Here is a 26131-nt window from a genome sequence, read left to right as displayed (position 1 = left end):
ACATAAGGACCGGGGTCCAACGCAGCACTCCGCCATGAGCCACGGCCAGTTGGGGCGCGAGAGCGAAGAGGTATCCGTTGTCAGGAAACCCTGCATCGAGACCGCTGCTCACCCTGGGGTTCCCGCAATTCCTCGACGTCGAGGCACTGCTGGCGACCGGGTGGAAACCGCTCGCCTTTCAGCAGTTCATCGTGAAAATCCACAGCCGCTGCGACCTGTCCTGCCGCCACTGCTACGTGTACGAGATGGCCGACCAGAGCTGGCGCGACCAGCCGCGCAGGATGTCCGACGCCATCGCCGACCGTACGGTCGAACGGATCGCCGAGCACGCCACCCGCCACGACCTGCCGGAGATCGACGTCATCCTGCACGGCGGCGAACCGCTGCTCGCCGGCCCCGCGCTCATCACCCGGCTGGTCGAGGGCGTGCGCGGCGCGGTCGACACGGGCACCAGGGTCAACGTCAGCGTCCAGACCAACGGGGTGCGGCTCGACGAGCCGTACCTGCGGCTGTTCGAGTCGCTGGAGGTGCGTGTCGGGGTGAGCCTGGACGGCGACGCCGAGGGACAGGACCGCCACCGCCGCTTCGCCGACGGCCGCGGCAGCCATGCCCAGGTCAGCGAGTCGTTGTGGCGGCTGACCGCCGGACCCTACCACCATCTGTTCAGCGGCATCCTGTGCACGATCGACGTGCGCAACGATCCGTTGCGCACGTACGAGGCGCTGCTGGAGTACGACCCGCCGGCCATCGACTTCCTGCTGCCGCACGGCAACTGGGCCGCGCCGCCGCCCTTCCGCGAGCCCGGCTCGCCGGCCACGCCGTACGCCGACTGGCTGATCCCCGTCTTCGACCGCTGGTACGAGAGCCCGGTCCTGCACACCGAGGTCCGGCTCTTCCGGGAGATCATGCGCCTGGTCATGGGCGGCTCCTCCCGGGCGGAACGGGTCGGGCTGTCGCCCGTCCGCATGGTCGTGATCGAGACCAACGGCGGCATCGAGCAGTCCGACATCCTGAAGAGCGCCTATCACGGCGCGACCGAGACCCGGCTCCACGTGCTCAGCGACTCTCTCGACAGGGCGTTACGGCACCCCGCGATCGTCGCCAGGCAGATCGGCGAGCAGGCGCTCTCCGCCACGTGCCACCGCTGTGATCTCATGTCCGTCTGCGGGGGCGGCCACTACGCCCACCGCTACCACCCGGTCACCGGCTTCGCCGAGCCGTCCGTCTACTGTCCCGACCTGTACCGGCTGATCGCGCACATCGCGACGCGCTGCGAGCGTGATGTGGCCCGGCTCCGGGGAGCCGGATGAGCGCCGTCCACCACGTGTCCGGCGCAGCGTTCGCCGCGCTGGCCGCGGGTGAGGGAGGCGCGCGGGCCGTGGGCGAGCTGTGCGCCGCCCAGGCGAGCAAACACCGGCTCCTCGTACGCCTGCTCGTGGCAGAGGCACGCCAGGCGGGACACCCGCACGCGGCCCTCGTGTCGCGCGCCTACGAGACCCTGTCCGAGGTGGAGACCGCCTTCCCTGAGGAGGTGGGCCGCTGCCTGCGCCACCCGGCGGTGGGCGCCTGGGCGCTGCGCACCTGCCGGGAGTCGCCCGCCGGCGGCGGCGACCCTGGGCGGCTCGCGGCGGTCGCGCTGGCCGCGGCGATCCGCACCCGCAGCGCCTGCCGCCTGGAGGTGCCGGTGCGCGGCGGCGAGCTCATGCTGCCCTCGCTCGGGCTGCTGGCCCTGCCCGGCGACCTGCCTGAGGTGGTCCAGGCGACCGTCGAACCCGCGCAGGACGGGGCGGAGCTGCACGTCGGCGGTCACGCGTACCGGGTGAGCCTGTCGGACGACGGGCCAGGCTGGCAGCTCCTGCATCACCTCCGCGTCTCACCGGACGTGCGCATGACCATCGACGACCTCGACCCCTACCGCTGGCCGGACGACGACGTCGGCGACCGCCTGACCGGCGAGCGGCGGCAACGATGGGCGGCCGCCCTGCGCGAGGCCTGGCAGGTGCTGCTGACCCGCCACCCGGAGGTGGCCGGGGAGCTCGCGACGGCGGTCTCGGTGCTCACGCCCGTCGTCACCACGTCGCTCGAACAGCACAGCGCCTCCGCGCGGGACACGTTCGGCACGATCGCGCTGTCCGACCCGATCGACGGGATGGGCATGGCCCTCACCCTGACGCACGAGCTCCAGCACGCCAAGCTGAACGCCCTGAGCGAGGTGGTGGAGCTGGTCGCCCCCGACGACGGCCGCCGCTTCTACGCGCCGTGGCGTCCCGACCCGCGCCCGGCCTTCGGACTGCTGCACGGCGCGTACGCGCACGCGGGCGTCGCGAGATTCTGGCGGCGGCACACCGGCGACCCGGAGCACGCCCAGCGGGCGCAGGTGGAGTTCGCCCGCTGGCGCGAGGCCGCGTACCAGGTCACCGGCACCCTGCTCGGCAGCGGCGCGCTGACGGAGGCCGGCACCCACCTGGTCGCCACGCTGCGCGACACGCTCGCCCGCTGGCTGGCCGAGCCGGTCACGCCAGCCGCGGCCGTCCAGGCCCGGCTGCGGTCCGACGAGCACAGAGCGGCCTGGGCCGACACCCCCACGTGACCCGGGCCGGCATCAGATGGGCGGCGGGTCGAAGTCGCAGTTGAGCCGCTCGCCTGCGAGAACGGCGAGAGTCTCCGGGTGGTCACGCCCCATGACCGCGCCCAGCCGCTGCATGGTCTCCGTCAGCAGCCGCTCCGACTCTCCCTTCATCCCCGTCGCCTGCAGGTCCTGGGCCAGGTTAGCGGCGCAGACCAGGCTGAGGTAGTGGTCCGGGTTGAAGCGGGCCTGGATCAGCCGGTGGTTCTCCTCGCCCAGCAGGCGGGCCTGCTCGTGCAGCCCCAGCGCGGCCAGATCGTTCTGCAGGTTGATGGCGCACGTCACGGAATAGTCGTGATCCCGGCCGATCCGCTCAGAGAGAGCGGCCAAGGCCCGTTCGTCGAGCTCCCGCGCCGCGGCGGCCTCCCCGTCCAGGCGCATGAGCAGCGCCAGATTGACCTGGGCCGCATGGGTGAACGGGTGATCGTCCCCGAACACCCCCGGGTAGTACGGAAGCGCGCGCTGCGCCATCTCCCTCGCCTCTCCGCGCTCACCGGCCGCCCGCAGCGCGTTGGACAGGGCGATGGCCGCCGCCATCGTGTCGGCGTTGCCGTCTCCGTACAGCCGGACCAGGCGCGTGTGGGTGTCGCGCATCAGTTCCAGGGCCTCGGTCAGCCGCCCGCTCCTGCGCAGCGAGATGGCGAAGTCCTTCGCCGCCCGCAGGGTGATGGGATGGTCGTCTCCCAGATGCGACACCCCGTACGTGTACGCTTCCTCGGCCATGTCGGTCGCGATCTGGAATTTGCCGCTGAGCCGCACGGCCCGGCTCAGATTGGTCCACGTCAGGAGCAGAACGCGCCGGCCGACACCCTCCGTGACGCTTCTGTGGAGGTAGACCTCCTGGAAGATCTGCTGCGCCTCGGTGTAGTCGCTGGTGAGGGCGAAGTCGAGAGCGAGGTTGTTGCGAGCTCGGAGGGTGTTGTTGTCGGTCTCGCCGTGCACCCCCCGGTAGCCCTCGTAGACCTCCCCGTCGAGCTCCCTGGCGCGAAGGAAGTTGCCGCGGCCACGCAGCGCCCCGGCGTAGCTGTTCATGCCCCACAACGTTTCCGGGTGCTCGGGACCGAGAGCGTCGATCATCTGGTCGACGGTCTCCTCCATGAGCCGGTCAGCGCTGCCGTACATGGTCAGGGCCAGCTGAACGAGACCGAGGTGAATGCGGGCCACCAGCACGTCGGAGTGCCGTTCGCCGCTCGCCTCCGCCCATCGCTTGATGTACTGGTTCAGCAGCGCCTGCGCCTGCCGGTAACTGCCGCGCACGTACAGGTAACGTACGAGGTTCAGGGCGAACCTGCGCGAGACCGGCGCCCTGCAGTCGATCAGGCCCGACGGCTCCAGATGGGCGGCGAGCTCGTCGAACTGGGCCCACTTGGCCGTGTCGTCGGGGTCGCTGGGCGCGCTGCCCGCCAGGAGAAGGTGCACTTCGTGGCGGAGCTCCGTGCGGTCCTTCTCACTGGTCTCGTCGCGTAGCAGCGCCTGGTTGAGCCGGTGCACCTGCAGCGTGCGCGCGGACGGCTCGACCTTGACCAGCGCCAGGCGTTCCAGGTTGCTCAGGGCGTTGGTCAGTTCGATCGGGTCGGACAGGATGGGCATGAGACGAGGGCCGACCGCTCGGTTGCCGCGGCGGAAGACGTCCCTCGGGATGGGCTCGGGGCCGAAGAACGCGCAACAGCGCAGCACCTCGACCGCGGCGGGCACTCGATCTTCCAGCTGGGCGACGGAAAGTTGCCACGCGGCGGTCATGGACTGCGGATAGGTCGGAGCCTTCTCCAGGCTGAGCAGCCGGCCGGTCTGCTCGTCCAGCAGCGAGACGTATTCCTCGACCGACATCAAGGTCCTGGCCAGCAGGGCGCTGGCCTGCTCCAGCGCGAGCGGCAGGTCCCCGAGCTTGTCGGCCAGGAGGTCCGCCTCCGGCTGAGCGATGGCATCGCCGAGACGCCTCGCGAGGAAGGCGATGCTCTCCTCGCGCCTGAAGACGTCGACCTCGATGGTGGGCTCATGGTCACTCCACCGTGAGTTCCGCGACGTGATGAGGACGTGCCCGGGGCCCCGGGGAATGAAGTCCTTGATGTATTCCGGCTCTTCGGCGTTGTCGAAGATCAGGAGCCAACGCCTGTAAGGTACCCCGCTCTCCAGCGTGCGTAGCACAGACTGCGTGGCCTGCTCCACCCCGGTGCTGGTCGCCGACGGCAATCCCAGGGCCTGGGCCATTCCCGCCAGCACCGACGGAACGAGCAACGGCTGGTCGGCGGAGACCCACCAGACCAGGTCGTAGTGGTCGCGATATTGCCACGCGTACTCGATCGCCAGCTGGGTCTTGCCGACGCCTCCGAGACCCTGCAGTGCCTGGGGCTGGGCCACGACCGCGGTCACGGTGTTGATGCTCTTCCTGAGGGCCGTCAGCAGGTCCGCGCGGCCGGTGAAGTTGGGATTGCGCTTCGGGACTCTTTCCCAGATCTTCTGTGCAGGCGCCATGGGCTGCGAATGCTCTGCCATGTCGATCCTCCGCTTCACGCCCGAAGAGCCGGTAACCGTAGGCTCATCCTAGAGGTTGATAAGTGGAGTCGCTTATCACAGAATCATAATAAGGAACTTGTCTGAACGTGCTGCGAGACCGGCCGGGCGGGCGCCTGATAAGTGCTCGCAAGTTGTTTGATATTCGGGTGGCCAAAATGGACGGAGTGCGTATGCGTGACGGACAGTACACATCCCGCAGCCTGATCGACGTGTCCGACATCCCGCTGAGCAGCCTGGGCGAGATGGAGAGCGCCGCACTCCGGGCAGCGGTGATCTCCTGCCTGAACGACGACAAGGAGCAACTGGCGAGGTTCGACAGTTCCATCTGAAACATTTCTTCGCTCCTGCCGCAGCCGAACACGAGGGCCCGCGCTTCTCGCGACGGAGGACGGGTGAATCATTGCGGACAGGTGCGCGCGGCCACCACGTGCGCGAAGATGTATTCCGTCTTTCGCCACGGAGGAATGTGCGGTGAAACGCGGCTGCGGATGGGATCGACATGGTTATTGCCGGCACAGACTCACAGCTGACGCCCTACCAGGGCTTACGTGCCTTCCGCGCCGAGGATCATCACCGGTTCTTCGGGCGTGACGCGGAATCCCATCAGATGTGCGACCTCTGGCGGACCCAGCGGCTGAGCGTCCTCTACGGCTCGTCGGGGATCGGGAAGACCTCGCTGATCCTGGCGGGAGTGATGCCTCTCCTCAGCCCGAACAGGATCGACGTCCTCCCCCTCGGGCGGGTGTCCTACGGATCCTCTTTTCCGCGGGCCGCGTTGCCTGCCCATAATCCGTACGTCCTCGCCCTGTTGTTGTCCTGGTCCCCGCTGGCTCCCCCCACCCGGCTCGCCGGCATGACGATCTCGGCGTTCCTGCGCAACCGGCCCGTCAAGCGGGACGCGTACGGAGATCCGACGCTCACCCTGATGGCCATCGACCAGCTCGAAGAGCTCTTCTCCGGCGGCCGGCGACATCAGCGCTACCGTGACTGGTTCTTCGGCCAGCTCGCGGAGGCGCTGCGCCAGGATCCGCGCCTCCGCCTGCTGCTGTCGATCCGCGCGGATCGGCTGGCGGACCTGCGGAAGTACGAGCCGGAGCTGACCCGGGCCGCCCCGGCCGCGGACGGCTCCGCCCCGGAACGTCTCGCTCTCGAGGCGTTGAGCTTCGGCTCCGCGCTGGAGGCGGCGCGCCGGCCGGTCCAGGGCACGGGACGCGCGTTCTCGGAAGGCGCGGCCGAACGGCTGGTACGCGACCTCGTCACGGTCAGGACCCGCTCCAGCAGCCGCCCGCAGCCAGAGGGTGCCGACCCGGCCCAGCTCCAGGTGGTCTGCGAGGCGCTGTGGAACACGCTGCCCGCGCAGACCACCGAGATCTCGAAGAGCGACGTGTTCGGACACGTCGAGAGGACCCTGTCGCGGCACTACGCGGGAGAGCTCCGGAAGATCGCCTCCGAGCGGTTCAGCGGCGATGACCCTCGGCTGAGGACATGGTTGCGGCTGACCTTCCTCGATCCGGCGGGAGGCGGCAGAACGGTCAGGCAGAGCTCGATCAGGACAGCGGGGATCGGCAGGACCGTGATCGCTCTGCTGGTGAAGCGGCGCATCCTCCAGGCGGACCAGGACATGGGCGAACGGCTGTACCGGCTCGCGTACGACCGCATGCTCCAGCCCGTCGAGCAGGACGACCTGACACCGCACCTTCACGTGGCGCAGCCGGGACCCGCGGAGCTCCTCTGCGAGGCGGAGAGCGCGGTGCGCGAGGGCGATCTCCTGCTGGCGGCCGGACTCTGCGAGGAGGCGCTGGCCGGGTCCGTCGACGGCGACCTCCGGCTGCGGGCCAGGGCCGAGTCGCTGCTCGGCAACATCGCGCACGAGCGGGGGGATCTCGATGGCGCGATCCTCCACTACGGCAATGCCGCCAAGAGCCTCGAGACCGCCGGAGCGGTGACCGCTGTCGGGCCGTTTCTCACCGCCATCGGGCGGCTCCGGCTGGCTCAGGGGTCACCCGAGATCGCTGTGCGCGAGTTGCACGCGGCGGTGGTCCGGGTGCCCGGGGATCTCACGATCCAGACGGAGCTGGCGTGGGCGCTGTGGCATGGCGGCCATCCGGGCGCGGCCGTGAGCGTGCTCGACAGCGTTCTCGACAGGGAGGGCAACAACACCGACGCGCTGCTCAGCCGCGGGCAGATCCTGGCCGGCATGGGACGTCCTCATGCCGCGCTGCAGGACCTCGAACGGGCGAGGCCGCTGCGATGGCCGTTCGCCAAGGTCGCGCACGCGCTCGCGCTCGCCCAGACCGACAGCATCAAAGAGGCCCAGCAGGAGATGGTCGAAGCTCTGGCGGAAGGGGACATGGAGCACGGGCCGCTGCTGTTGTACGCGGCGAGAGTCGAACAACTCGCGGGCGAGAGCTCCTCGGCGGTCGACCTGGCTCAACGGGCGATCTCCGCGAAGGCCCCCGCTCTTCCCCACCACATGGCCAAGGACGCCAGGCGGCTGGTCGATGCCGCTTTCTGATCCGAGCCGTCAGACGTGCTGCTGCGCGGGAGGCGGTATGAGGCTTCTCCGGAAACCCCTCATGGCCGTGCCGGCCACGGCCACACATGTCATCGCGACGAGCAGGACGATCGAGCCGCCCGACACATCGCACCATGTCACCAGGAGGCCTCCCAGAGGCGCGGAAAGACAGACGGCGCCGTGGGACGACAGCCGAGCGGCCCCGACCACGCGGGCCAGCATGTCAGGGGCGACGCATTCCACCTCCATGGTCTTGATGGACACGTTGCTCAATGCGCCGACGAAGCCGGTGATGAACAGGGCCATGGCGAAGAAGGCCGGCCGGGCATGGAGCAGAAACGCTCCTACGGCGGCGGTGGACAGTGCCATGACCCAGACCCACATGTGAATGAGGAGCATGAACCGTCTCGGCTTGATGTAGGCGGCCGAAAGCCCTCCGAGGGTTCCCCCCACCCCGGCCAGCCCGAGCACGATCCCGACCGTCAGCGGCGTCAGGTCGCCCGAGCCGGCGACGAAGAGCATGATCAGGGCGTTGACCATCAGGTTGGTGATGGTGATCAACACGACCGACGCACGGAGGAACGGCTGGCTCGCCAGGATGCGAAACCCCTCCAGCAGGCTGCGGCGCAGCGGTAGGGGCGCGGGGCCGTTGCGGGGTTGGGTGCGCAGCCCGAGCGACAAAACATAGGTAAGAGTGAAAAGTACAGCATTCACTACGAAAGGGACAAAAAACCCCAATCCGAACAACAAGCCCCCGAGCGGCCTGCCCGCGAGTGACGCCAGATGGTTGGTGCTCTCGGTCTTGGCCACCGCACCACGCAGTTTGTCCGGTCGTACGAGCGACGGCATCAGCGAGGTGCCCGCCAGCGAATGGAGGACCCACATCCCGCCTTCCAGCAGCGCGGCCAGCACGATGTGCCCCAGGGACGGGCCGCCGACGGAGAGTGCCACGCCTACGCTGACCACGGTGAGCGCTCGCACGGATTCCGCGAAAAGGAGAACTCTACGGGGTGGTATTCGGTCGACCAGAACCCCGCCCGGAACGTAGAGAATCAAGATCGGTATCGTCAGGACGAACCCCGTCAGCCCGGCTGCGGCCGGCGAGTCCGTCATCGCCAGGGCCAGGAGCGGGTAGACCACACCGAGCATGCGCGTGCCGATCGCGGAGATGACCGAAGCCGCCCAGACGAGCGCGAAGTCCGTCGCCCTCGTCCGGCGCGGAAAGTCGCGCCTCACGGTGAACTTCTCTTCCACGCCCCGCCCCAGCCGTTTCCCTCAGGCGCATGTGTCTTCTGCCATCAATACAGGGAGGCCTTGGCGACAAGCCGCTTCCGACAAATGGACGGGAAGATTTTGGAGAAGATTGGCACCTGCAAACCGCAGGAGTATAGCCGACATGATCTTCACTGCCGACACAACGATCTCCATTTCAGCCAGTCCGAAATACGGGCCCTTTCAGATGACTTGTCCCATTTGTCGCATGAAGTATCACGGATCATCACTGTTGGATAATGTGACCCATGGTGGAGTCACGTGGTGATCAGCGCCTTATGGTGACCAATGACCGGTTGATCGCCGACCTCGCGGCGCTCGGAGTGGAGTACGGGCAGGTCCTGCTCGTACACTCGTCTCTGCGGTCCATCGGCCATGTCGAGGGCGGGGCGGGCGCGGTCGTCTCCGCGCTGCGCGGCGCGCTCGGGCCGGGCGGGACCCTGGTGGTGCCCACCGGCACGTCCGCCAACTCCGACACCTCTGCCTACCATCGCGCCACGATCGCCGGGATGTCACCCGACGAGGTCGCCGCGTACCGCGCGCGCATGCCGCCCTACGACCCGGCGACGACCCCCACCGACGCCATGGGCCGCATCCCCGAGCACGTCCGGACGCTGCGGGAGGCACTGCGCAGCGCCCACCCCCAGACCTCCTTCGCCGCCGTCGGCCCGCAGGCCGGCGAGATCATCGACGGGCACGCCCGCGACTGCCTCCTGGGCGAGCGCTCCCCGCTGGCCAGGCTGTACGACACCGGCGCGACGGTGCTGCTGCTCGGCGTCGGCTACGACAGATGCACGGCCTTCCACCTGGCCGAATACCGCTACACCCGGCGCCCGCCGCGCCGCACCTACCGGGCCGTGGTGGACGACGGCGATGGCCGGACGTGGTACGCGTTCGAGGACGTGGCGCTGGACGACAGCGACTTCGCCGTCGTCGGCGCCGCCTTCGAGCGGACGGGCGTCGTACGCATCGGCCGGGTCGGGCAGGCGCCTGCCCGGCTCTTCTCCCTGCCCGACGCCGTCGGCTACGCCGCCCGCTGGTTCGCCGCCCATCGCCTGCCTTAGAGTGGCCGGCGGCGCATCACCACCCGGGGGGCGATCTCGAGGCCGAGCTCCCGTTCGTGCGCCACCAGCGCGCGCAACTCGGGCCCCCACTCCGGCTCGGGCAGCGCCGTGAACCCGTGCCGGGTGTACCACGGCGCGTTCCACGGCACGTCGCGGTAGGTCGTCAGCGTCACCTCCGGCGCGCCGGAGGCCCGCGCGTGGTCGATCACCGCGGCCATCAGCCGCCCGCCGATGCCCCTGCGCATGCTGCGCGGGTGGACGGCCAGCTGGTCGAGATGCACGTTGCCGTCGACCCGGCCCAGCAGGGCGAACCCCTCGGGCGGCTCGCCCTCCACCAGGACCCTCCCGGGGTCGTCGACCTCTTCGATCACGGTCGTGCCGGGTGGGAAGACGATCCCCACCTCGGCGAAGATCCCGTCGGCCGCCAGCTCGACGTCGGCCAGCCCCGCCAGCTCCCCCGCATCCGCCCATCGCACCATCAGAACCTCCTGAGGGGACCGTCGCCCTCCGGCGATGGGGAATCGGCGGCGGGAGGACCGCCACGGACCGCGTGCAGGGGCAGAACCTCGGACATCGCCGCCACCTCCGGGCAGTCTTGAGCCTGTGTCTTCGGGCATCGGTCAGGGCTTGGCCGTCGCCTCCCGCGCAAGCGGGGCACGAAGCCGCTCCCTTCAGTGCGCGGAGGAGTCACGACGACACGATCTCATGTCTCGGGCGGACCTCGCCCCGGGTATTAATCTTGGTGATCGTAGGCCCGGCTGTGCGGAGCCGGGGCCCTCTCCTCACGACGTGCCCACGACCGCCCGGTGGTGGGCACGTCGTGTGCGCGGCCAAGAGCGGGGTCAGAGGTCGAGCAGCGGCTCGAGTCCCACGGTGAGGCCGGGCAGCTCGCGGACCCTGCGCACCCCGAGCAGCACACCAGGCGTGAACGCCGACCTGCTCATCGTGTCGTGCCGGATGGTCAGGATCTCGCCGTCGCCGCCGAGCAGCACCTCCTGGTGCGCGATCAGCCCCGACAGGCGCACGGCGTGCACGTGGACGCCCTCCACGTCGGCCCCTCGGGCGCCGTCGAGCGCGGTGGTCGTGGCGTCGGGCATCCGGGCCGACCCCGCCTCGGCGCGCGCCTCAGCGACCATCTCAGCCGTACGCCGGGCGGTGCCGGACGGCGCGTCGGCCTTGTTGGGATGGTGCAGTTCGACGATCTCGACGGACTCGAAATAGCGGGCCGCCCGCTGGGCGAAGTGCATCATGAGCACGGCAGCGATGCCGAAGTTGGGGGCGATCAGGCAGTTGGTGCCCGGCGATGCCGCCAGCCATCCGCGTACGGTCTCCAGCCGCCCCTCGTCGAACCCGGTCGTGCCCACCACCGGGTGGACGCCGTGGCCGATGGCCCACTCGAGGTTGCCCATGACCACGTCGGGATGGGTGAAGTCGACGACCACCTCGGCGCCCGCGAGCCCTTCGACGGCGTCGTCCTTGTCGAGCGCGGCCACCAGCTCCATGTCGGTGGCGGCCTCGACCGCTGTGCACACCTCAACGCCCACGCGACCGCGGGCGCCGAGCACTCCTACCTTGATCACACCGACAACCCTACCGTCCTGCCCAGGCGCGTTCCCGGCGTCCCGGCCCGCGCCGCCCGACCGGGTCACGCGCGCAGGCCCCGGCCGGAGGACCGGGGCCTGCGCGGAGCGACGGCAGGTCAGCTGATGGCGTCGGTGAAATCCTTGTCGCCGTACGGGCCGATCACGGCGAGCGTGAGCGGCCGGTTGAGCACGTCGGCGGCCACCTCGGCGATCTCGTCGGGCGTGACGCCCTCGATGCGCGCCAGCACCTCGTCCACGGACATCAGCTCGTCGTAGACCAGCTCGTTCTTGCCGATGCGCGACATGCGCGAGCCGGTGTCCTCAAGCCCGAGCACGAGACCGCCGCGCATCTGGCCCTTGCCGCGCATGATCTCGTCGGCGGTCAAGCCCTCGGCCACCACCCTGGACACCTCGTCGCGGCAGATCTTGAGCACGTCGTCGATCTTCGAGGGCAGGCAGCCCACGTAGATGCCGAACTGGCCGGTGTCGGCGTAGGCCGAGGTGTAGCTGTAGGCGGAGTAGGCCAGGCCGCGCTTCTCCCTGATCTCCTGGAAGAGCCGGGACGACATGCCGCCGCCCAGGGCGGCGTTGAGCACGCCGAGCGCGAACCTTCGGTCGTCGGTGCGGGCCATGCCGGTCGTGCCGAGCACCAGGTTGGCCTGCTCGGTCGGCCGGTCGAGCACCGTGACGCCCGAGCGGGTCTCGGCCCCGGGTCCGCTGGTGCGCGGCGGGGCGAACTCGGCCGGGCCGTCGAGCATGCCCGCCCGCTCGTAGGCCCTGGTGACCAGCTCGACGACCTCTTCGTGGCGTACGTTGCCCGCGACGGACACGACCGTGCGGCGGGGCCGGTAGTAGAGGCGGTAGTACTCGGCGATCCGGTCGCGTCCCAGGGTGTTGATCGACTCGACCGTGCCCAGGATGGGCCGCCCGATCGCCGAATCACCGTAGAGTGCGGCGGCGAACTGCTCGTGCACCACGTCGGACGGGTCGTCGTCGTGCATGGCGATCTCTTCGAGGATCACCCCGCGCTCCGACTCGACGTCCTGCTCGGCCACCAGCGAACTGGTCACCACGTCGGCGAGCACGTCGACCGCGATCGGCAGATCCTCGTCGAGGACGCGCGCGTAGTAGCAGGTGTACTCCTTGGCGGTGAAGGCGTTGATCTCACCGCCGATGCCCTCGATGGAGGCGGAGATCTCCATGGCGTCACGCGTGGGAGTGCCCTTGAACAGCAGGTGTTCGAGGAAATGGGTGGCGCCCATGTGTTCGAGTGCCTCGTCACGCGAGCCGATGCCGACCCACATGCCGACCGCGACGCTGCGCACGGTCGGCATGGTCTCGGTCACCACGCGCAGCCCACCCGGCAGGACGGTGCGCCTCACCACCCCGGCACCGTCTGTGCCGGGGTGCAACGTGGTCGTGCTCACGGAGACTCCTTCGTGAGCACGACGCCGTTGACGATGGTTGCCTGGCTGAGCTCGCTCACGAGTTGCGGTCGTCCCCCTCGGTACGGCTGCTGCGCACGCGGGTGCGGGTGCGGCGGGGCCGCTCGGACCGCTCGTCGGCGGCCGGCGCGGGCTGCTCAGGAGCGGCGTCGCCGCCCTCGGCGGACCCGGAGTCGGCCTTCGCCTCCTTCTCGGCGGCCTCCCGCTCGATGACCTCGACCGGCACCAGGGAGAGCTTGCCCCGGCCGTCGATCTCGGCGATCTCCACCTGGATCTTCTCGCCGACGCTCATCACGTCTTCGACGTTCTCGATGCGCTTGCCGCCGTGCAGCTTGCGGATCTGGGAGACGTGCAGCAGGCCGTCCTTGCCGGGCATCAGCGAGATGAACGCGCCGAAGGCCGCGATCTTGACGACCGTGCCCAGGTAACGCTCGCCCACCTCCGGCATGTGCGGGTTGGCGATGGCGTTGATCGCCGAACGGGCCGCCTCGGCGGACGGGCCGTCGGTGGCGCCGATGTAGATGGTGCCGTCGTCCTCGATGGTGATCTCGGCGCCCGTGTCGTCCTGGATCTGGTTGATCATCTTGCCCTTCGGGCCGATGACCTCGCCGATCTTGTCGACCGGGACCTTGATGGTGATGATGCGCGGCGCGGTCGGGTTCATCTCCGCCGGGGAGTCGATCGCCTCCTGCATCACGTCGAGGATCGCCAGGCGGGCGCCCTTGGCCTGCTTGAGCGCGCCGGCCAGCACCGAGGCGGGGATGCCGTCGAGCTTGGTGTCGAGCTGGAGCGCGGTGATGACGTCCTTGGTGCCGGCGACCTTGAAGTCCATGTCGCCCATGGCGTCTTCCGCGCCGAGGATGTCGGTCAGCGTGACGTAGGCGTCACCCTCGCCGATCAGGCCCATCGCGATGCCCGCGACCATCTCCTTGAGCGGCACGCCGGCGTCGAGCAGCGCCATCGTGGAGGCGCAGACCGAGCCCATCGAGGTGGAGCCGTTGGAGCCGAGCGCCTCGGAGACCTGGCGGATGGCGTACGGGAACTCCTCGCGCGTGGGCAGCACGGGGATCAGCGCCCGCTCGGCGAGCGCGCCGTGGCCGATCTCGCGGCGCTTGGGCGAGCCCACGCGGCCGGTCTCGCCGGTGGAGTAGGGGGGGAAGTTGTAGTTGTGCATGTAGCGCTTGGTCCGCTCGGGGTTGAGCGTGTCGATGACCTGCTCCATGCGCAGCATGTTGAGCGTGGTGATGCCCAGGATCTGCGTCTCGCCGCGCTCGAACAGCGCCGAGCCGTGCACCCGGGGCACCACGTGCACCTCGGCCGACAGGGCGCGGATGTCCTTGGTGCCGCGGCCGTCGATGCGGACGCCCTCCTTGATGACCCGCTCGCGCATGAGCTTCTTCATCACCGAGCGGAACGCGGCGGAGATCTCCTTCTCGCGCCCCTCGAACTCGGGCAGGAGCTTCTCGGCGGCCAGCGCCTTGACCTTGTCGAGCTCGTTCTCGCGCTCCTGCTTGCCGGCGATGGTCAGCGCGGCGGCCAGCTCGGTCTTCACCGCGGCCTCGACCGCGTCGTAGACGTCGTCCTGGTAGTCGAGGAAGACCGGGTATTCGGCCGTCTCCTTGGCCGCGACCCGCGCGATGCGCGACTGCGCCTCGCAGAGCACCTTGATGAACGGCTTGGCGGCGTCGAGGCCCTGGGCGACGGTCTCCTCGGTCGGCGCCACGGCACCCTCGGCGACCAGCTTGAGCGTGTCCTTCGTGGACTCGGCCTCGACCATCATGATCGCGACATCGCCGTCGGCGAGCACGCGGCCCGCCACGACCATGTCGAACGTGGCCCGCTCCAGCTCGTGGTGGGTCGGGAACGCCACCCACTGGCCGTCGATCAGCGCGACGCGCACGCCGCCGATCGGGCCGGAGAACGGCAGGCCGGCGAGCTGGGTGGACAGCGACGCGGCGTTGATCGCCACCACGTCGTAGAGGTGGTCGGGGTTGAGCGCCATCACGGTGGCGACGACCTGGATCTCGTTGCGCAGCCCTTTGACGAAGGACGGGCGCAGCGGCCGGTCGATCAGGCGGCAGGTGAGGATGGCGTCCTCGGAAGGACGGCCCTCACGGCGGAAGAACGAGCCGGGGATGCGGCCCGCGGCGTACATGCGCTCTTCGACGTCGACCGTGAGCGGGAAGAAGTCGAAGTTCTCCTTGGGCGACTTGGACGCGGTGGTGGCCGAGAGCACCATCGTGTCGTTGTCGAGGTAGGCGACGGCGGAACCCGCCGCCTGGCGTGCGATGCGACCGGTCTCGAACCGGATCGTGCGCGTGCCGAACGAACCGTTGTCTATGACGGCTTCAGCTGTGTGGACACCCTCCACGGGGGACCTCCTTGTGGTCGGTCTCCCGCGCCCTTTTCTCACCGGCACCCTCGTTAGGTGCAGCGCCGGTCTTCGATCGAAGCGCCCGGTCTTTCCTACCGGAAGCCACTACCGAGGACCGGCCCGCAGGCGTCGCGGGTCGCATGGTGCTGAGCGGACGCGGGGGCTGTGTGTCTCGGATCTTCAGTTGTACGCCGGGCGCGGGAGGCGTGTGACGCCAGGCGCCCGGACATATGGCTGCGGCCATATGCGAAGGGAGCGGCGCGGACGCCGCTCCCTTTCATGCTATCGGCGCAGGCCGAGCCGCTCGATGAGCGAACGGTAGCGCTGGATGTCGACCTTCTGCAGGTATTTCAGCAGGCGGCGGCGGCGGCCGACGAGCAGCAGCAGGCCACGACGGCTGTGGTGGTCGTGCTTGTGCGTCTTCAGGTGCTCGGTGAGCTCGCTGATGCGCTTGCTCAGCAGGGCGATCTGAACCTCGGGCGACCCGGTGTCGCCCTCGACCGTCGCATATTCACTGATGATGGACTTCTTGGCAGCGGTGTCGAGGGACACGGCTCTCCTTTGAGCTACGGGCACGCACGATTGATGTGAGTGTGCGAACGACCGTGCGTGCCTACAGTCGCCGCGTGAAGGCCTTCATGGGCAGCGCGCAGCACCGCCGCTACAGAGCCGACATGCAAGGTTACCACCTTGTGCAGGGTCGTCGGGACACGCGGCGCGGGACATGCGGAGGCCGGGTCAGAGGTCAGCCGGTGATCCTCCGGGTGGCCTCGACGTCGGCGTGGATCTGGGCGATCAGCGTCTCGATCGACTCGAAGCGGGTGTTGCCACGCAACCGCGCCGCGAACTCGACCGCGACGTGCGCGCCGTACAGCTCCAGGTCGTCGCGGTCGAGCGCGTACGCCTCGACGGTGCGCGGCACGCCCTCGAACGTCGGATTGGTGCCGACCGAGATCGCCGCCGGCCACCGCTCGCCCTCGTAGAGGGCGGGCAGGTTGGCGACGGGCACGCACTCCAGCCAGCCGGCGTAGACCCCGTCGGCCGGGATCGCGGTGTGCGGAGGCGTCTCCACGTTGGCGGTCGGGAAACCGAGTTGCCGCCCCCGCTGGTAGCCCCGCACGACCACGCCCTCCACGCGGTGCGGCCGCCCGAGCCGCTCTCTCGCGCCCTCGACGTCGCCGGTCACGAGCAGTTCGCGGATGGCGGTCGAGGAGACGCCGTCGAGCAGGGGCACGGCCTCCACCTCGAAATCGTATTTATCGCCCATCGTCCGCAATGTCTGAACGTCTCCGCTGGCTTCGTGCCCGAACACGAAGTCCTCCCCCACGACCACGACCGCGGCCCGCAGCCGCTCGGCCGCCACGCTCTGGACGAAGTCGTCGGGGCTGGTCCGCTGCAGCTCGAGGGTGAACTCCACCACGTCGACCTCGTCGATCCCCAGCCCGGCCAGCAGCTCACCCCTGCGCCGCAGGCTGGTGAGCCGGGGCGGGTGCGACCCCGGTCGCACGACCTCCTCGGGATGCGGCTCGAAGGTGACGGCGACGCTCCGCAGCCCTCGCTCGCGGGCGATGGCCACCGCGCGCTCGATCACCCGCCGGTGCCCGCGGTGCACCCCGTCGAACACGCCGATGGTGACGACAAGCCTTCCCGAACCCTGCACGCCAGGCCCCATTCGCTCGTCACGGATCAACCGCACCCAAGCCTGCCATGCGCGTCGCGGTCCTCCGCAACCCAGGGGGTTGGTAACCGCGCCGATCCGTCCCGGCGTCCTTCCTCCGCCAGCGGATAGGATCGGGCCTCGTGCCTCGTTACGCGCTCCTGATCCTGCCTGCCTTCAACCGGGTCTACGCCGAGAGCTCTGTCCGGCTGACCCGCAACGAGCTGGCCGTCTTCGGCGCGCGCGGCCTCGGCGGCCAGGTGTCGGCCGGCGACGAGACCGTCATCGGCGGTGTCCCCTACGTGACGTTCGAGACGGCGGAGCCGCTGGCGGAGCCGCACCTCTCGCTGCTGTCGAACCTCTCCTCCTGCTACGCCCTGTTCGGCGTGGAGGGAGAGTTGCTCAGGCCGCTGACCGCGCGCCCGCTCGATCGGCTCAGCAGCGACCTGATCACCATCCAGAAATACGCCGGCAAGACCAACGAACACTTCACCAAGCTGCTGCTCAACGTCACCGCACTGGCCACCAGCAAGGGGCTGGGCGAGCGGCTGGCGGTGTTCGACCCGATGTGCGGCCGCGGCACGACCCTCAACCAGGCCCTCATGTACGGCTGCGACGCCTACGGCCTCGACGTCGACGGCAAGGACTTCGAGGCCTACGCCGGTTTCATCAAGACCTGGCTGCGCAACAAGCGGCTCAAGCACACCGCGGAGACCGTGCCGGTGCGCCGCGAGCGGGCGCTGGCCGGGCGGCGGCTCAACATCACGTTCGGCCTGTCGAAAGAGGCGTTCAAGGCCGGCGACGTACAGCGCCTGACCGTGGTCAACGCCGACACCCTCAAGAGCCGCGAGTTCTTCAAGCCGCGCTCGTTCGACGTCGTGGCGACCGACGCCCCCTACGGCGTCCAGCACGGCAGCAAGGGCGGCGGCGGGTTGTCGCGCAGCCCCATGGAGCTGCTGAGCAGGGCCGTGCCCGGCTGGGCCGAGCTGCTGCGCCCCGGCGGCGCGATGGGCATCGCCTGGAACACCTACGGTGGCAAGCGCGCCGAGCTGGCCAAGGTCCTCGCCGGCGCCGGCCTGGACGTGATGGACTATCCCGACTTCGAGCACTGGGTCGACCAGGCGATCGTGCGTGACATCATCGTCGCCCGCAAACCCGGCTGACCCCGCTCGCCCCGTGAAGACGGCGAGCCGGCTGACCGGGCTCACCCCGCGAAGACGGCGATTCGGCTGACCGCGCTCATCCCGCGAAGACGGCGATCGGCTTGGCGAGCGCGCCCCGCTCCTCCACGAGCGCGAGCAGCGCGCCGTCCGGCCCGAACACGCCGATAGGGCCCGCGCCGAGCCCCGCGGCGGGCAGCCGGCCGCCGTGCCCGATCACGCGTGCCTCCTCCGCGGTGACGTCCCTGCGCGGGAAGGCTGCCGCGACCGCCGCGCCGATCGGCAGGATCTCGCACTCCTCGGCGAGCTGCTCGACCGTCCTGGCCAGCGACAGGTCGTAGGGGCCCACCCGGGTGCGCCGCAACCGCGTCAGGTGGCCTCCGACGCCGAGCTCCGCCCCGAGGTCGCGGGCCAGCGCGCGGATGTAGGTGCCGCTGGAGCAGGTGACGACCGCGTCGACGTCCACGACCTCCTCGCCTGCTCTGATGTCCAGCACCTCGAACGCGCTCACCGTCACCGGCCTGGCCTGCAGCTCGACCGCCTCGCCCGCGCGCGCCTTCTTGTAGGCCCGCTGCCCGTCCACCTTGATCGCACTGACCTGCGGCGGGATCTGCATGATCGCGCCCGTCAGCGCCGCGACGCCCTTGTGGATCTCGGCCGCGGTGACGCCGGAGGCCGGGACCGCGGCGGTGACCTCGCCCTCGGCGTCGTCGGTGTTGGTGCTCACGCCGAGCCTGATCGTGGCTTCGTAGACCTTCTCCGTCAGCGCCAGATGGCCGAGCAGCCTGGTCGCCTTCTCCACGCCGACCACCAGCACGCCCGTCGCCATCGGGTCGAGCGTGCCCGCGTGCCCCACGCGGCGGGTGCCCGCGACGCGCCGCATCTTTGCCACCACGTCGTGGGAGGTCCAGCCGCCCGCCTTGTCGACGATGATCAGACCGCTCTGGGCCATCAGGCCTTCCTCAGCTCTCGCCGGAACTTCACCATCGTGTCCTCAACGCTGTCCTGGGAGGTGTAGCCGGCCGCGTTGTGGTGACCGCCGCCGCCCAGCGCCGCGCACACGGCGGCCACGTCGACATTGCCCTTGGAGCGGGTGGACACCTGCCAGTAGCCCTGGTCGTCCTCCTTGAGCACCACCGAGACCTCGGCCTCGTCGGTGCGCCGCAGGATGTCGATGACGCCTTCGAGCTCGGAGTAGGGCAGCCCGTACGCGGCCCGGTCGACCTGCGACACGTACGTCCATACGAGCCCGTCCTCCAGCGTCACCCGCTCCAGCGCCCCCGCCAGCACCTTGAGATAGCCGAAGGGGGAACGGTCCCACAGCTCACGGGCGATCTCGTCGGTGCGCAGCCCGGTGGCGACCAGCCTGGCCGCCATGTGGTGCACGGCGGGCGTGGTCGTGGAGTAGCGGAACGATCCGGTGTCGGTCACGAGACCCGCGTACAGGCAGGTGGCGATGTCACGGTCGAGCTGCCCGCCGAGCCGGTAGATCAGCTCCTCGGCCAGCATGGCCGTGGCCGCGGCCGCGGAGTCGATGAGGCTGAGCGTGCCGAACTCGCCCTCGTTGGAGGGGTGGTGGTCGACCACGATGACCTCACGGGCCCTGGCGGTGCTGGCGCCCAGGAGCCCCAGCCGCTGGAACGTCGACGAGTCGAACGTGATCATCAGATCGGGGGATTCGGGGAACTCCTCCGGCGGCACCAGCATCTCCTGCCCCGGCAGGAACCGCAGCAGCCGCGGCACCACGAAATGGTGGTCGCCGAACGACGTCACCACCCGCTTGCCCATCGAACGCAGCGTGAACGCCACGGCCAGCATCGAGCCGAGCGCGTCGCCGTCGGGGGTCACGTGGCAGGCCATCGCCACCTCGTCGGCCTCCCGGATCAGGTGCAGCGCCCGGCTCCACGCGGCCTCGGGGACCGCGCACTCGTCCGGCGGCCGCCCGTTGACCCGGGGCGGCTCCGCCCTGTCGCGTACGTCGGGCGTCACGCCAGGTCGTCCCTGCCAGCAGCACCCCCGTCTTGGCCCTCTTCAGGCTTGCGGTAGGGGTCGGCCTCGCCCGCGTAGGTGGCGCTCTGGGCCTGCCGCGCCACCTCGGCGTCGCGCGCCCTGGCGGCGTTGATGAGATCGTCGAGCTGGCGCGCGCTGTCGGGCAGCGGGTCGTGCTTGAACGTCAGCGTGGGGGTGAAGCGGACGCCGGTCTGGCGTCCCACCTCGGAGCGGATGATGCCCTTGGCGCTCTCGAGGGCCGCGGCGCTGTCGGCCCGCTCGGCCTCCGAGCCGAACACCGTGTAGAACACCGTCGCCTCACGCAGGTCAGCGGTGATGCGCGTGTCGGTCACGGTGACGAAGCCCAGGCGCGGATCCTTGATCCGGCGCTCCAGCATCTCGGCGACGATCTGCTGGATGCGGTCGGCGAGCTTGCGCGCTCGTGCGGCATCCACCATGGTTCGCTCCCCCTCACGCACGACCTGGCCGTGCAGTCGTTCAATCTTCGTCGGTGTAGAGCCGGTGCCGGGCCGACAGCAGCTCGATCTCAGGGCGGAAGGCCACCAACCGCTCGCAGGCGTCCAGCACCTCGTTGCAGTTTCCCGCTGAGGCGGAGACCACCGCGATGCCGATTTCCGCCCTGCGGTGCAGGTCGAGATGGCCTGTCTCAGCCACCGCCACGCCGGGATAACGGCGCTGGACCTCGGCGATCAACGGGCGTACGGCGGAACGCTTCTGCTTCAGCGAGCGCACGTCGCCGAGCAGGATGTCCAGGGTCAAGGCACCCACATACATCGTTGGCAACCACCGCTTGTCCTGGTGGGGTGAACGCACGACCGGCCTGCTGCGGTGGGGACCAGGCCAGGGCGTGCGAGAAGCGCCCGGCGGATGTCCCGCCGGGCGCCCGGCCGTGCGTCACGCGCGCGGCTTCTCCCGCATCTCGAACGTCTCGATCACGTCGTCGACCCGCAGATCGTTGTAGCCGATCCCGATGCCGCACTCGAAGCCCTCACGGACCTCGGTCGCGTCATCCTTGAAGCGACGCAGGGACGAGACGGTCAGGTTGTCGGCGATGACGACGCCATCGCGGATCACCCTGGCCTTGCTGTTGCGGACGATCACGCCGGAGCGGACCAGCGAACCGGCGATGTTGCCGATCTTCGGCACCTTGAAGATCTCGCGGACCTCGGCGGTGCCCAGCTGGGCCTCTTCGAACTCGGGCTTGAGCATGCCCTTGAGCGCCGCTTCGATCTCCTCGATCGCCTGGTAGATGACCGAGTAGTAGCGGATGTCGACGCCCTCGCGCTCGGCCAGGTCGCGCGCCCGGGGCTCGGGGCGGACGTTGAAGCCGATGATGACCGCGTTGTCGTCGGCGACGGCCAGGTTGACGTCGTACTCGGTGATCGCGCCGACCGCGCGGTGCAGGACACGGAGCCTGACCTCGTCGCCGACGTCGATCTTGAGCAGGGCGTCTTCCAGGGCCTCCACCGAACCGGACACGTCGCCCTTGATGATGAGCTTGAGCTCGTCGACGCTGCCCTTCTCGAGGTCCTTGAAGATGTCCTCGAGGCTGCGGCGACGGCTCGACTTCGCCATGTCGGCGCTGCGCTTGCGCGCCGCGCGCTGCTGGGCGATCTGCCGCGCCATCCGGTCGTCGGTGACGACGATGAAGTTGTCACCGGCGCTCGGCACCGCCGTCAGACCCATCACCAGGACCGGACGGGACGGCGTGGCCTCCTCGACCGGCTCACCGGTGTCGTCGAGCAGGGCGCGGACGCGGCCGAAGGCCTCGCCGCACACGATCGAGTCGCCCACCCGCAGCGTGCCGCGCTGGACCAGGACGGTCGCGACGGGGCCACGGCCACGGTCGAGGTGCGCCTCGATCGCGATGCCCTGAGCGTCCATCGACGGGTTGGCCCGCAGGTCGAGCTCGGCGTCCGCGGTCAGCAGGATGGCCTCGAGGAGCTGCTCGATGCCCGTGCCGTTCTTCGCCGAAATGTCGACGAAGAGCGTCGAGCCTCCGTATTCCTCCGCCACCAGGCCGTATTCGGTGAGCTGGGCGCGCACCTTGTTGGGGTCGGCGCCCTCCTTGTCGACCTTGTTGACCGCGACCACGACCGGCACCTCGGCCGCTTGGGCGTGGTTGAGCGCCTCGATCGTCTGCGGCTTCACGCCGTCGTCGGCCGCGACCACCAGCACCGCGATGTCGGTGGACTTGGCGCCTCGGGCACGCATGGCGGTGAACGCCTCGTGACCCGGGGTGTCGATGAAGGTGATCTTGCGGTCTTCACCCTCGTGCTCGGCGGAGACCTGGTAAGCGCCGATGTGCTGGGTGATGCCACCCGCCTCGCGCGCCACCACGTTGGTCTTGCGGATGGCGTCGAGCAGCTTCGTCTTACCGTGGTCGACGTGACCCATGACGGTCACGACCGGCGGGCGCGCGGCCAGGTCGGCCTCATCGCCCTCGTCCTCGCCGAACTCGATGTCGAAGGCCTCGAGAAGCTCGCGGTCCTCCTCCTCCGGGCTGACGACCTGGATGTTGTAGTCGAGCTCGGCGCCGAGCAGCTGCAGCGTCTCCTCGTTGACCGACTGCGTCGCCGTCACCATCTCGCCGAGGTGCAGCATGATCTGCACGAGCGCGGCGGGGTTGGCGCCGATGCGGTCGGCGAAGTCGGACAGCGACGCGCCCCGCGGCAGGCGGATCGTCGCGCCGTTGCCGCGAGCGACCTGCACGCCGCCGATCGCGGGCGCCGACATGTTGTCGAACTCCTGGCGCCTCTGCCGCTTGGACTTGCGGCCACGCGCAGGACGGCCGCCGGGACGCCCGAAGGCTCCCGCGGTGCCGCCGCCACGACCGCGACCGCCGCCACCAGGCCGGCCGCCGAAGCCGCCGGGACCGCCGGTGCCGGTGCGCGGACCGGCACCGCCGCCACCGGGACGGCCGGCGTAGCCGCCGCCACCGCCGCCGGGACGACCGCCGCCGCCACCGCCGGGACGGCCACCGCCGCCCGGACGGCCGCCACCGCCGCCGCCACCGCCGGGACGGCCACCGCCGCCACCACCGGGGCCGGCAGGACGGCCCTGCGGCATCATCATCGGGTTGGGGCGCGGACCCCCAGGACGGGGACCGCCCGCACCGGGACCGGGACGCGGTCCGCCCGCGGGCGGACCGGGACGCGGGCCAGCGGCGCCGGGCCTGCCCTCGCCACCGCCACGGCCCTGCGGCGGACGCGGGATCGCGCCGTCGCGCGGCGGGCCGTCACGGCGCTCGCGCTGGCCGGGGCCGCCGCCGTCGCGGTTGCCTCCCGGACGCGGCGGACGGGACTGGCCCATGCCGCTGGCGTTGGAAGAGAACGGGTTGTTGCCGGGACGCGGACCACGCGGACCGGGCTTGGGACCCGGACCGGGACGCGGGCCGCCGCCGGACTGACCGCCTGGACGCGGCGCCTGCGGGGAGCCGCCACCTCCGGGCCCGGGACGGGGCGCGGGACCGGGCTTGGGACCCGGGCGGGCCGCCGGACCCGGCCGCGGGCCGGGACGGGCGGGCGCGCCGCTCTCGAAACGTGCCTGCGGTGCGCTGGACTCGCCGCGCGCCGCCTCGGGCTGCTGCGGCTGGTGCGGCATGGGCACCGGCGGACGCGGCTGTGCGCCGCCCGCGGGGCCCGGACGCGGACCGGGCTTGGGACCCGGACGCGGTGAGGGGGACGGCGCCTGCGCGCCGTTACCGGCCTGGCCTTCGGCCGGCCGGGGGGCAGCCCTCGGGGGCTGCGGTTTGCTGGACGGCTGACCGCCGCCTCTGGAGGGCCCACCCTTGGATGCGCCCAGAGCTTCGGTGAGCCTGCGGACCACCGGCGCTTCGATGGTCGAGGACGCCGAACGGACGAACTCTCCCATCTCTTGGAGCTTGGCCATGACGACCTTGCTCTCTACGCCGAACTCCTTAGCGAGCTCGTATACCCGGACCTTCGCCACTGCACTCCCTTACTCGGCCCGGGAGGCTGGCTGTGCCGTCCGGACCGTCGCTACCTTGACGTCTTCATCGCCGCGTGCTCATCAGGCGCTCATAGCAATCTGACTCCGCCCATCAACTCGGCGTCCTCCATGACATTTCGTGGTTCTCCTTCCAGGTGCGCCCGCACGCGCGAGACGTCAAGCGGTCCCGGCACGCGGAACGCGCGCGGAAACGCTCGGCGACGCTCGGCAAGCTCCAGACAGCTCACGGACGGATGCAGCGATGCACCACGCCCGGGGAGCCGTCCTCGCAGGTCGGGAACCACGTGGTCCTCGACCCGCACCAGGCGGAGCAGCTCGGACTTAGCCGTGCGAACCCTGCAGCCCACACAGGTGCGCTGTGGGGCGGCCAGGCCACCATATTCCAGCTTACCGTGTCGACGCATCTACGGAACCGGCGGCATCCTCGGCTTGGGTGTCGGGACGGATGTCGATCCGCCATCCTGTCAGTCGCGCGGCAAGCCGGGCATTCTGCCCCTCTTTGCCGATGGCCAGCGAGAGCTGGTAGTCGGGAACGGTCACACGCGCCACACGCCCGTCGAGATCGAGAACTTCAACGTGGGAAACGCGTGCGGGAGACAGGGCATTCCCCACGAATTCGCCCGGATCCTCCGACCAGTCAATGATGTCGATCTTCTCGCCGTGAAGCTCAGTCATCACGTTACGGACCCGTGACCCCATCGGGCCGATGCACGCGCCCTTGGCGTTGACGCCGGGCTTGCGGGACCTGACCGCGATCTTCGTACGGTGGCCTGCCTCGCGCGCCACCGCGGCGATCTCCACGGTGCCGTCGGCGATCTCCGGCACCTCGAGCGCGAACAGCTTCTTCACCAGCCCGGGATGCGTGCGCGACAGGGTGACCGACGGGCCCTTGTGGCCCTTCTTCACCTGCACCACGTAGGCGCGGATGCGCTCGCCGTGCACGTATTCCTCGCCGGGGACCTGCTCGGCGTGGGGCAGCACGGCCTCGATCTTGCCGAGGTCGACCAGCACCACGCGCGGATCCTTGCCCTGCTGGATGACGCCGGAGACCAGCTCGCCCTCGCGGCTGGCGAACTCGCCGAAGTTGATCTCGTCTTCGGCGTCGCGCAGCTGCTGCAGGATGACCTGCTTGGCGGTGGTGGCGGCGATCCTGCTGAAATTGCTGGGCGTGTCGTCATATTCCCTGACGATCTCGCCTTCATCGTCGATCTCGCCGGCCCAGATCGTGACGTGACCGCTCTGCCTGTCGAGCTCGGCACGCGCCTTGGAGGCGGCGCCGTCGGTGCGGAAGTAGGCGATCAGCAGCGCGTCCTCGATCGCCTTGACGACCAGGTCGAAGGAGATGTCCTTCTCCCGTTCGAGGCTGCGCAGGACGCTCATGTCGATGTCCACGACGGCTCCCCCTTAGCCTTCGTCGCCGTCGACGTCGTCGATCCGGCGGAACTCCACTTGTACCCGTCCCCGGGCCAGGTCTTCGTAATCAAGCCGGCGCGCGGCGCCCGCGACGTCGAGGTCGACGCCGCCGGCGTCTGCCGCCAGGATGCGGCCCTCCACCACGGAGCCGTCTCTCATCTCGGCCTTCACCAGCCGCTTGGCGGCGCGCCGCCAGTGACGCGGCTCGGTGAGCGGGCGGTCGACGCCGGGCGAGGAGACCTCGAGCGTGTAGGCGGCCTGGCCCATGGCGTCGATGTCGTCCAGGGCCGCGGAGACCGCCTGGCTCACGTCGGCGACGTCGTCGAGGCTCACCCCGCCGTCGCGGTCGACGATCACGCGCAGCAGCCGTCTCTTGCCGGCCTGCGTGATCGTGACGTCCTCCAGATCGAGGCCCTCCGCGCTGACCACGGGCTCAAGGAGCTTCATCAGGTGGTCGCGGGATGATGCGCTGCCCATATCGACCTCCCCTATTGTCATGTCTCAGCCGGGCGGACCTCGCCCCTGG

Annotated in this window: 22 protein-coding genes; 6 read left to right on the top strand and 16 right to left on the bottom strand. The window is 70.0% G+C overall.

Features of this window, described 5'->3' with window-relative positions:
• Window positions 1–77: 77 nt before the first annotated feature.
• Together ABGB14_RS00845 and ABGB14_RS00840 are read left to right on the top strand one after the other, a co-directional pair.
• Entirely contained in the window at window positions 78–1310 is a 1233-nt protein-coding gene (locus ABGB14_RS00845; RefSeq protein WP_347641552.1) for an FxsB family cyclophane-forming radical SAM/SPASM peptide maturase, read from the top strand.
• Window positions 1307–2590, top strand: a complete 1284-nt coding sequence (locus ABGB14_RS00840) for an HEXXH motif domain-containing protein (RefSeq protein WP_347641551.1) — start codon at window positions 1307–1309, stop codon at window positions 2588–2590. The genes ABGB14_RS00845 and ABGB14_RS00840 overlap by 4 nt, the downstream gene beginning before the upstream one ends.
• Before the next feature lie 12 nt (window positions 2591–2602).
• Here ABGB14_RS00840 and fxsT read toward each other — a convergent pair whose 3' ends face one another.
• The gene (fxsT, locus tag ABGB14_RS00835) at window positions 2603–5119 is read right to left on the bottom strand and encodes an FxSxx-COOH system tetratricopeptide repeat protein (RefSeq protein ID WP_347641550.1); all 2517 of its coding nucleotides are present in this window, start codon (window positions 5117–5119) and stop codon (window positions 2603–2605) included.
• Between the two features lie 191 nt (window positions 5120–5310).
• Between fxsT and ABGB14_RS00830 the strand changes: the two genes are divergently transcribed.
• Window positions 5311–5469 (top strand): hypothetical protein, encoded by a 159-nt coding sequence (locus ABGB14_RS00830; protein ID WP_347620308.1) that lies wholly within the window; start codon window positions 5311–5313, stop codon window positions 5467–5469.
• A gap of 170 nt (window positions 5470–5639) precedes the next feature.
• On the top strand, window positions 5640–7655 hold the full coding sequence (locus ABGB14_RS00825; protein WP_347641549.1) for a hypothetical protein: 2016 nt from the start codon (window positions 5640–5642) through the stop codon (window positions 7653–7655).
• Window positions 7656–7664: 9 nt separating this feature from the next.
• Here ABGB14_RS00825 and ABGB14_RS00820 read toward each other — a convergent pair whose 3' ends face one another.
• Window positions 7665–8909, bottom strand: a complete 1245-nt coding sequence (locus ABGB14_RS00820) for an MFS transporter (protein ID WP_347641548.1) — start codon at window positions 8907–8909, stop codon at window positions 7665–7667.
• Between the two features lie 296 nt (window positions 8910–9205).
• Between ABGB14_RS00820 and ABGB14_RS00815 the strand changes: the two genes are divergently transcribed.
• Window positions 9206–9991 (top strand): AAC(3) family N-acetyltransferase, encoded by a 786-nt coding sequence (locus ABGB14_RS00815; protein ID WP_347641547.1) that lies wholly within the window; start codon window positions 9206–9208, stop codon window positions 9989–9991.
• Here the strand turns inward: ABGB14_RS00815 and ABGB14_RS00810 are convergent.
• The 6 genes from ABGB14_RS00810 to ABGB14_RS00785 form a co-directional block, all read right to left on the bottom strand.
• The gene (locus ABGB14_RS00810; protein WP_347641546.1) at window positions 9988–10470 is read right to left on the bottom strand and encodes a GNAT family N-acetyltransferase; all 483 of its coding nucleotides are present in this window, start codon (window positions 10468–10470) and stop codon (window positions 9988–9990) included. The two genes, ABGB14_RS00815 and ABGB14_RS00810, sit on opposite strands and share 4 nt — an antisense overlap.
• A 363-nt stretch (window positions 10471–10833) precedes the next feature.
• Window positions 10834–11571 carry a 4-hydroxy-tetrahydrodipicolinate reductase gene (gene dapB, locus ABGB14_RS00805; RefSeq protein ID WP_347641545.1) on the bottom strand — a complete coding sequence of 246 codons (738 nt, stop codon included), beginning with the start codon at window positions 11569–11571 and terminating at the stop codon, window positions 10834–10836.
• A gap of 119 nt (window positions 11572–11690) precedes the next feature.
• Window positions 11691–13001 (bottom strand): pitrilysin family protein, encoded by a 1311-nt coding sequence (locus tag ABGB14_RS00800; RefSeq protein ID WP_347641544.1) that lies wholly within the window; start codon window positions 12999–13001, stop codon window positions 11691–11693.
• A 55-nt stretch (window positions 13002–13056) separates the two neighbouring features.
• The gene (locus ABGB14_RS00795; protein ID WP_347641543.1) at window positions 13057–15390 is read right to left on the bottom strand and encodes a polyribonucleotide nucleotidyltransferase; all 2334 of its coding nucleotides are present in this window, start codon (window positions 15388–15390) and stop codon (window positions 13057–13059) included.
• Window positions 15391–15675: 285 nt separating this feature from the next.
• Window positions 15676–15945 carry a 30S ribosomal protein S15 gene (gene rpsO, locus ABGB14_RS00790; protein WP_111180641.1) on the bottom strand — a complete coding sequence of 90 codons (270 nt, stop codon included), beginning with the start codon at window positions 15943–15945 and terminating at the stop codon, window positions 15676–15678.
• Between the two features lie 193 nt (window positions 15946–16138).
• The gene (locus tag ABGB14_RS00785) at window positions 16139–17065 is read right to left on the bottom strand and encodes a bifunctional riboflavin kinase/FAD synthetase (protein WP_347643103.1); all 927 of its coding nucleotides are present in this window, start codon (window positions 17063–17065) and stop codon (window positions 16139–16141) included.
• Between the two features lie 128 nt (window positions 17066–17193).
• On the opposite strand from ABGB14_RS00785, the gene ABGB14_RS00780 reads away from it, so the two are divergent.
• Window positions 17194–18213 (top strand): SAM-dependent methyltransferase, encoded by a 1020-nt coding sequence (locus ABGB14_RS00780; RefSeq protein ID WP_347641542.1) that lies wholly within the window; start codon window positions 17194–17196, stop codon window positions 18211–18213.
• A 76-nt stretch (window positions 18214–18289) separates the two neighbouring features.
• On the opposite strand, the gene truB is transcribed toward ABGB14_RS00780, so the two are convergent.
• From truB to rimP, 8 genes are all read right to left on the bottom strand, one after another.
• On the bottom strand, window positions 18290–19162 hold the full coding sequence (gene truB, locus ABGB14_RS00775; RefSeq protein ID WP_347641541.1) for a tRNA pseudouridine(55) synthase TruB: 873 nt from the start codon (window positions 19160–19162) through the stop codon (window positions 18290–18292).
• Window positions 19162–20199, bottom strand: coding sequence for a bifunctional oligoribonuclease/PAP phosphatase NrnA (locus ABGB14_RS00770; protein WP_347641540.1), 1038 nt, complete (start codon window positions 20197–20199; stop codon window positions 19162–19164). Before ABGB14_RS00770 ends, truB begins: the two co-directional genes overlap by 1 nt.
• The gene (rbfA, locus tag ABGB14_RS00765; RefSeq protein WP_347641539.1) at window positions 20196–20657 is read right to left on the bottom strand and encodes a 30S ribosome-binding factor RbfA; all 462 of its coding nucleotides are present in this window, start codon (window positions 20655–20657) and stop codon (window positions 20196–20198) included. The genes ABGB14_RS00770 and rbfA overlap by 4 nt, the downstream gene beginning before the upstream one ends.
• Before the next feature lie 40 nt (window positions 20658–20697).
• A complete protein-coding gene (locus ABGB14_RS00760) occupies window positions 20698–20994 on the bottom strand; it encodes a DUF503 domain-containing protein (RefSeq protein WP_347620320.1) in 297 nt (98 codons plus the stop codon).
• A 120-nt stretch (window positions 20995–21114) separates the two neighbouring features.
• Window positions 21115–24171: a translation initiation factor IF-2 gene (gene infB / locus ABGB14_RS00755; RefSeq protein WP_347641538.1), complete on the bottom strand. Its 3057-nt coding sequence runs from the start codon at window positions 24169–24171 to the stop codon at window positions 21115–21117.
• Between the two features lie 89 nt (window positions 24172–24260).
• Window positions 24261–24596, bottom strand: coding sequence for a YlxR family protein (locus tag ABGB14_RS00750; protein ID WP_347641537.1), 336 nt, complete (start codon window positions 24594–24596; stop codon window positions 24261–24263).
• A complete protein-coding gene (gene nusA, locus ABGB14_RS00745; protein WP_347643102.1) occupies window positions 24580–25572 on the bottom strand; it encodes a transcription termination factor NusA in 993 nt (330 codons plus the stop codon). The genes ABGB14_RS00750 and nusA overlap by 17 nt, the downstream gene beginning before the upstream one ends.
• Before the next feature lie 24 nt (window positions 25573–25596).
• A complete protein-coding gene (rimP, locus tag ABGB14_RS00740; protein WP_347641536.1) occupies window positions 25597–26082 on the bottom strand; it encodes a ribosome maturation factor RimP in 486 nt (161 codons plus the stop codon).
• Window positions 26083–26131 lie beyond the last annotated feature (49 nt).

Origin of the sequence: Nonomuraea sp. B10E15, assembly GCF_039871615.1 — a bacterium.
In the GTDB taxonomy this organism is placed as follows: Bacteria; Actinomycetota; Actinomycetes; order Streptosporangiales; family Streptosporangiaceae; genus Nonomuraea.
This window is presented reverse-complemented; position numbering and strand designations above follow the sequence as displayed.

What these genes read in the sequence shown, in the direction of transcription:
- ABGB14_RS00840 (WP_347641551.1), top strand. Translation starts at nt 1,307, where the DNA reads ATGAGCGCCGTCCACCACGTGTCCGGCGCAGCGTTCGCCGCGCTGGCC.
- fxsT (WP_347641550.1), bottom strand. Translation starts at nt 5,119, where the DNA reads ATGGCAGAGCATTCGCAGCCCATGGCGCCTGCACAGAAGATCTGGGAA.
- ABGB14_RS00830 (WP_347620308.1), top strand. Translation starts at nt 5,311, where the DNA reads ATGCGTGACGGACAGTACACATCCCGCAGCCTGATCGACGTGTCCGAC.
- ABGB14_RS00825 (WP_347641549.1), top strand. Translation starts at nt 5,640, where the DNA reads ATGGTTATTGCCGGCACAGACTCACAGCTGACGCCCTACCAGGGCTTA.
- ABGB14_RS00815 (WP_347641547.1), top strand. Translation starts at nt 9,206, where the DNA reads ATGGTGACCAATGACCGGTTGATCGCCGACCTCGCGGCGCTCGGAGTG.
- ABGB14_RS00810 (WP_347641546.1), bottom strand. Translation starts at nt 10,470, where the DNA reads ATGGTGCGATGGGCGGATGCGGGGGAGCTGGCGGGGCTGGCCGACGTC.
- ABGB14_RS00785 (WP_347643103.1), bottom strand. Translation starts at nt 17,065, where the DNA reads ATGGGGCCTGGCGTGCAGGGTTCGGGAAGGCTTGTCGTCACCATCGGC.
- truB (WP_347641541.1), bottom strand. Translation starts at nt 19,162, where the DNA reads ATGGCCCAGAGCGGTCTGATCATCGTCGACAAGGCGGGCGGCTGGACC.
- rbfA (WP_347641539.1), bottom strand. Translation starts at nt 20,657, where the DNA reads ATGGTGGATGCCGCACGAGCGCGCAAGCTCGCCGACCGCATCCAGCAG.
- ABGB14_RS00760 (WP_347620320.1), bottom strand. Translation starts at nt 20,994, where the DNA reads ATGTATGTGGGTGCCTTGACCCTGGACATCCTGCTCGGCGACGTGCGC.
- ABGB14_RS00750 (WP_347641537.1), bottom strand. Translation starts at nt 24,596, where the DNA reads ATGCGTCGACACGGTAAGCTGGAATATGGTGGCCTGGCCGCCCCACAG.
- nusA (WP_347643102.1), bottom strand. Translation starts at nt 25,572, where the DNA reads ATGAGCGTCCTGCGCAGCCTCGAACGGGAGAAGGACATCTCCTTCGAC.
- rimP (WP_347641536.1), bottom strand. Translation starts at nt 26,082, where the DNA reads ATGGGCAGCGCATCATCCCGCGACCACCTGATGAAGCTCCTTGAGCCC.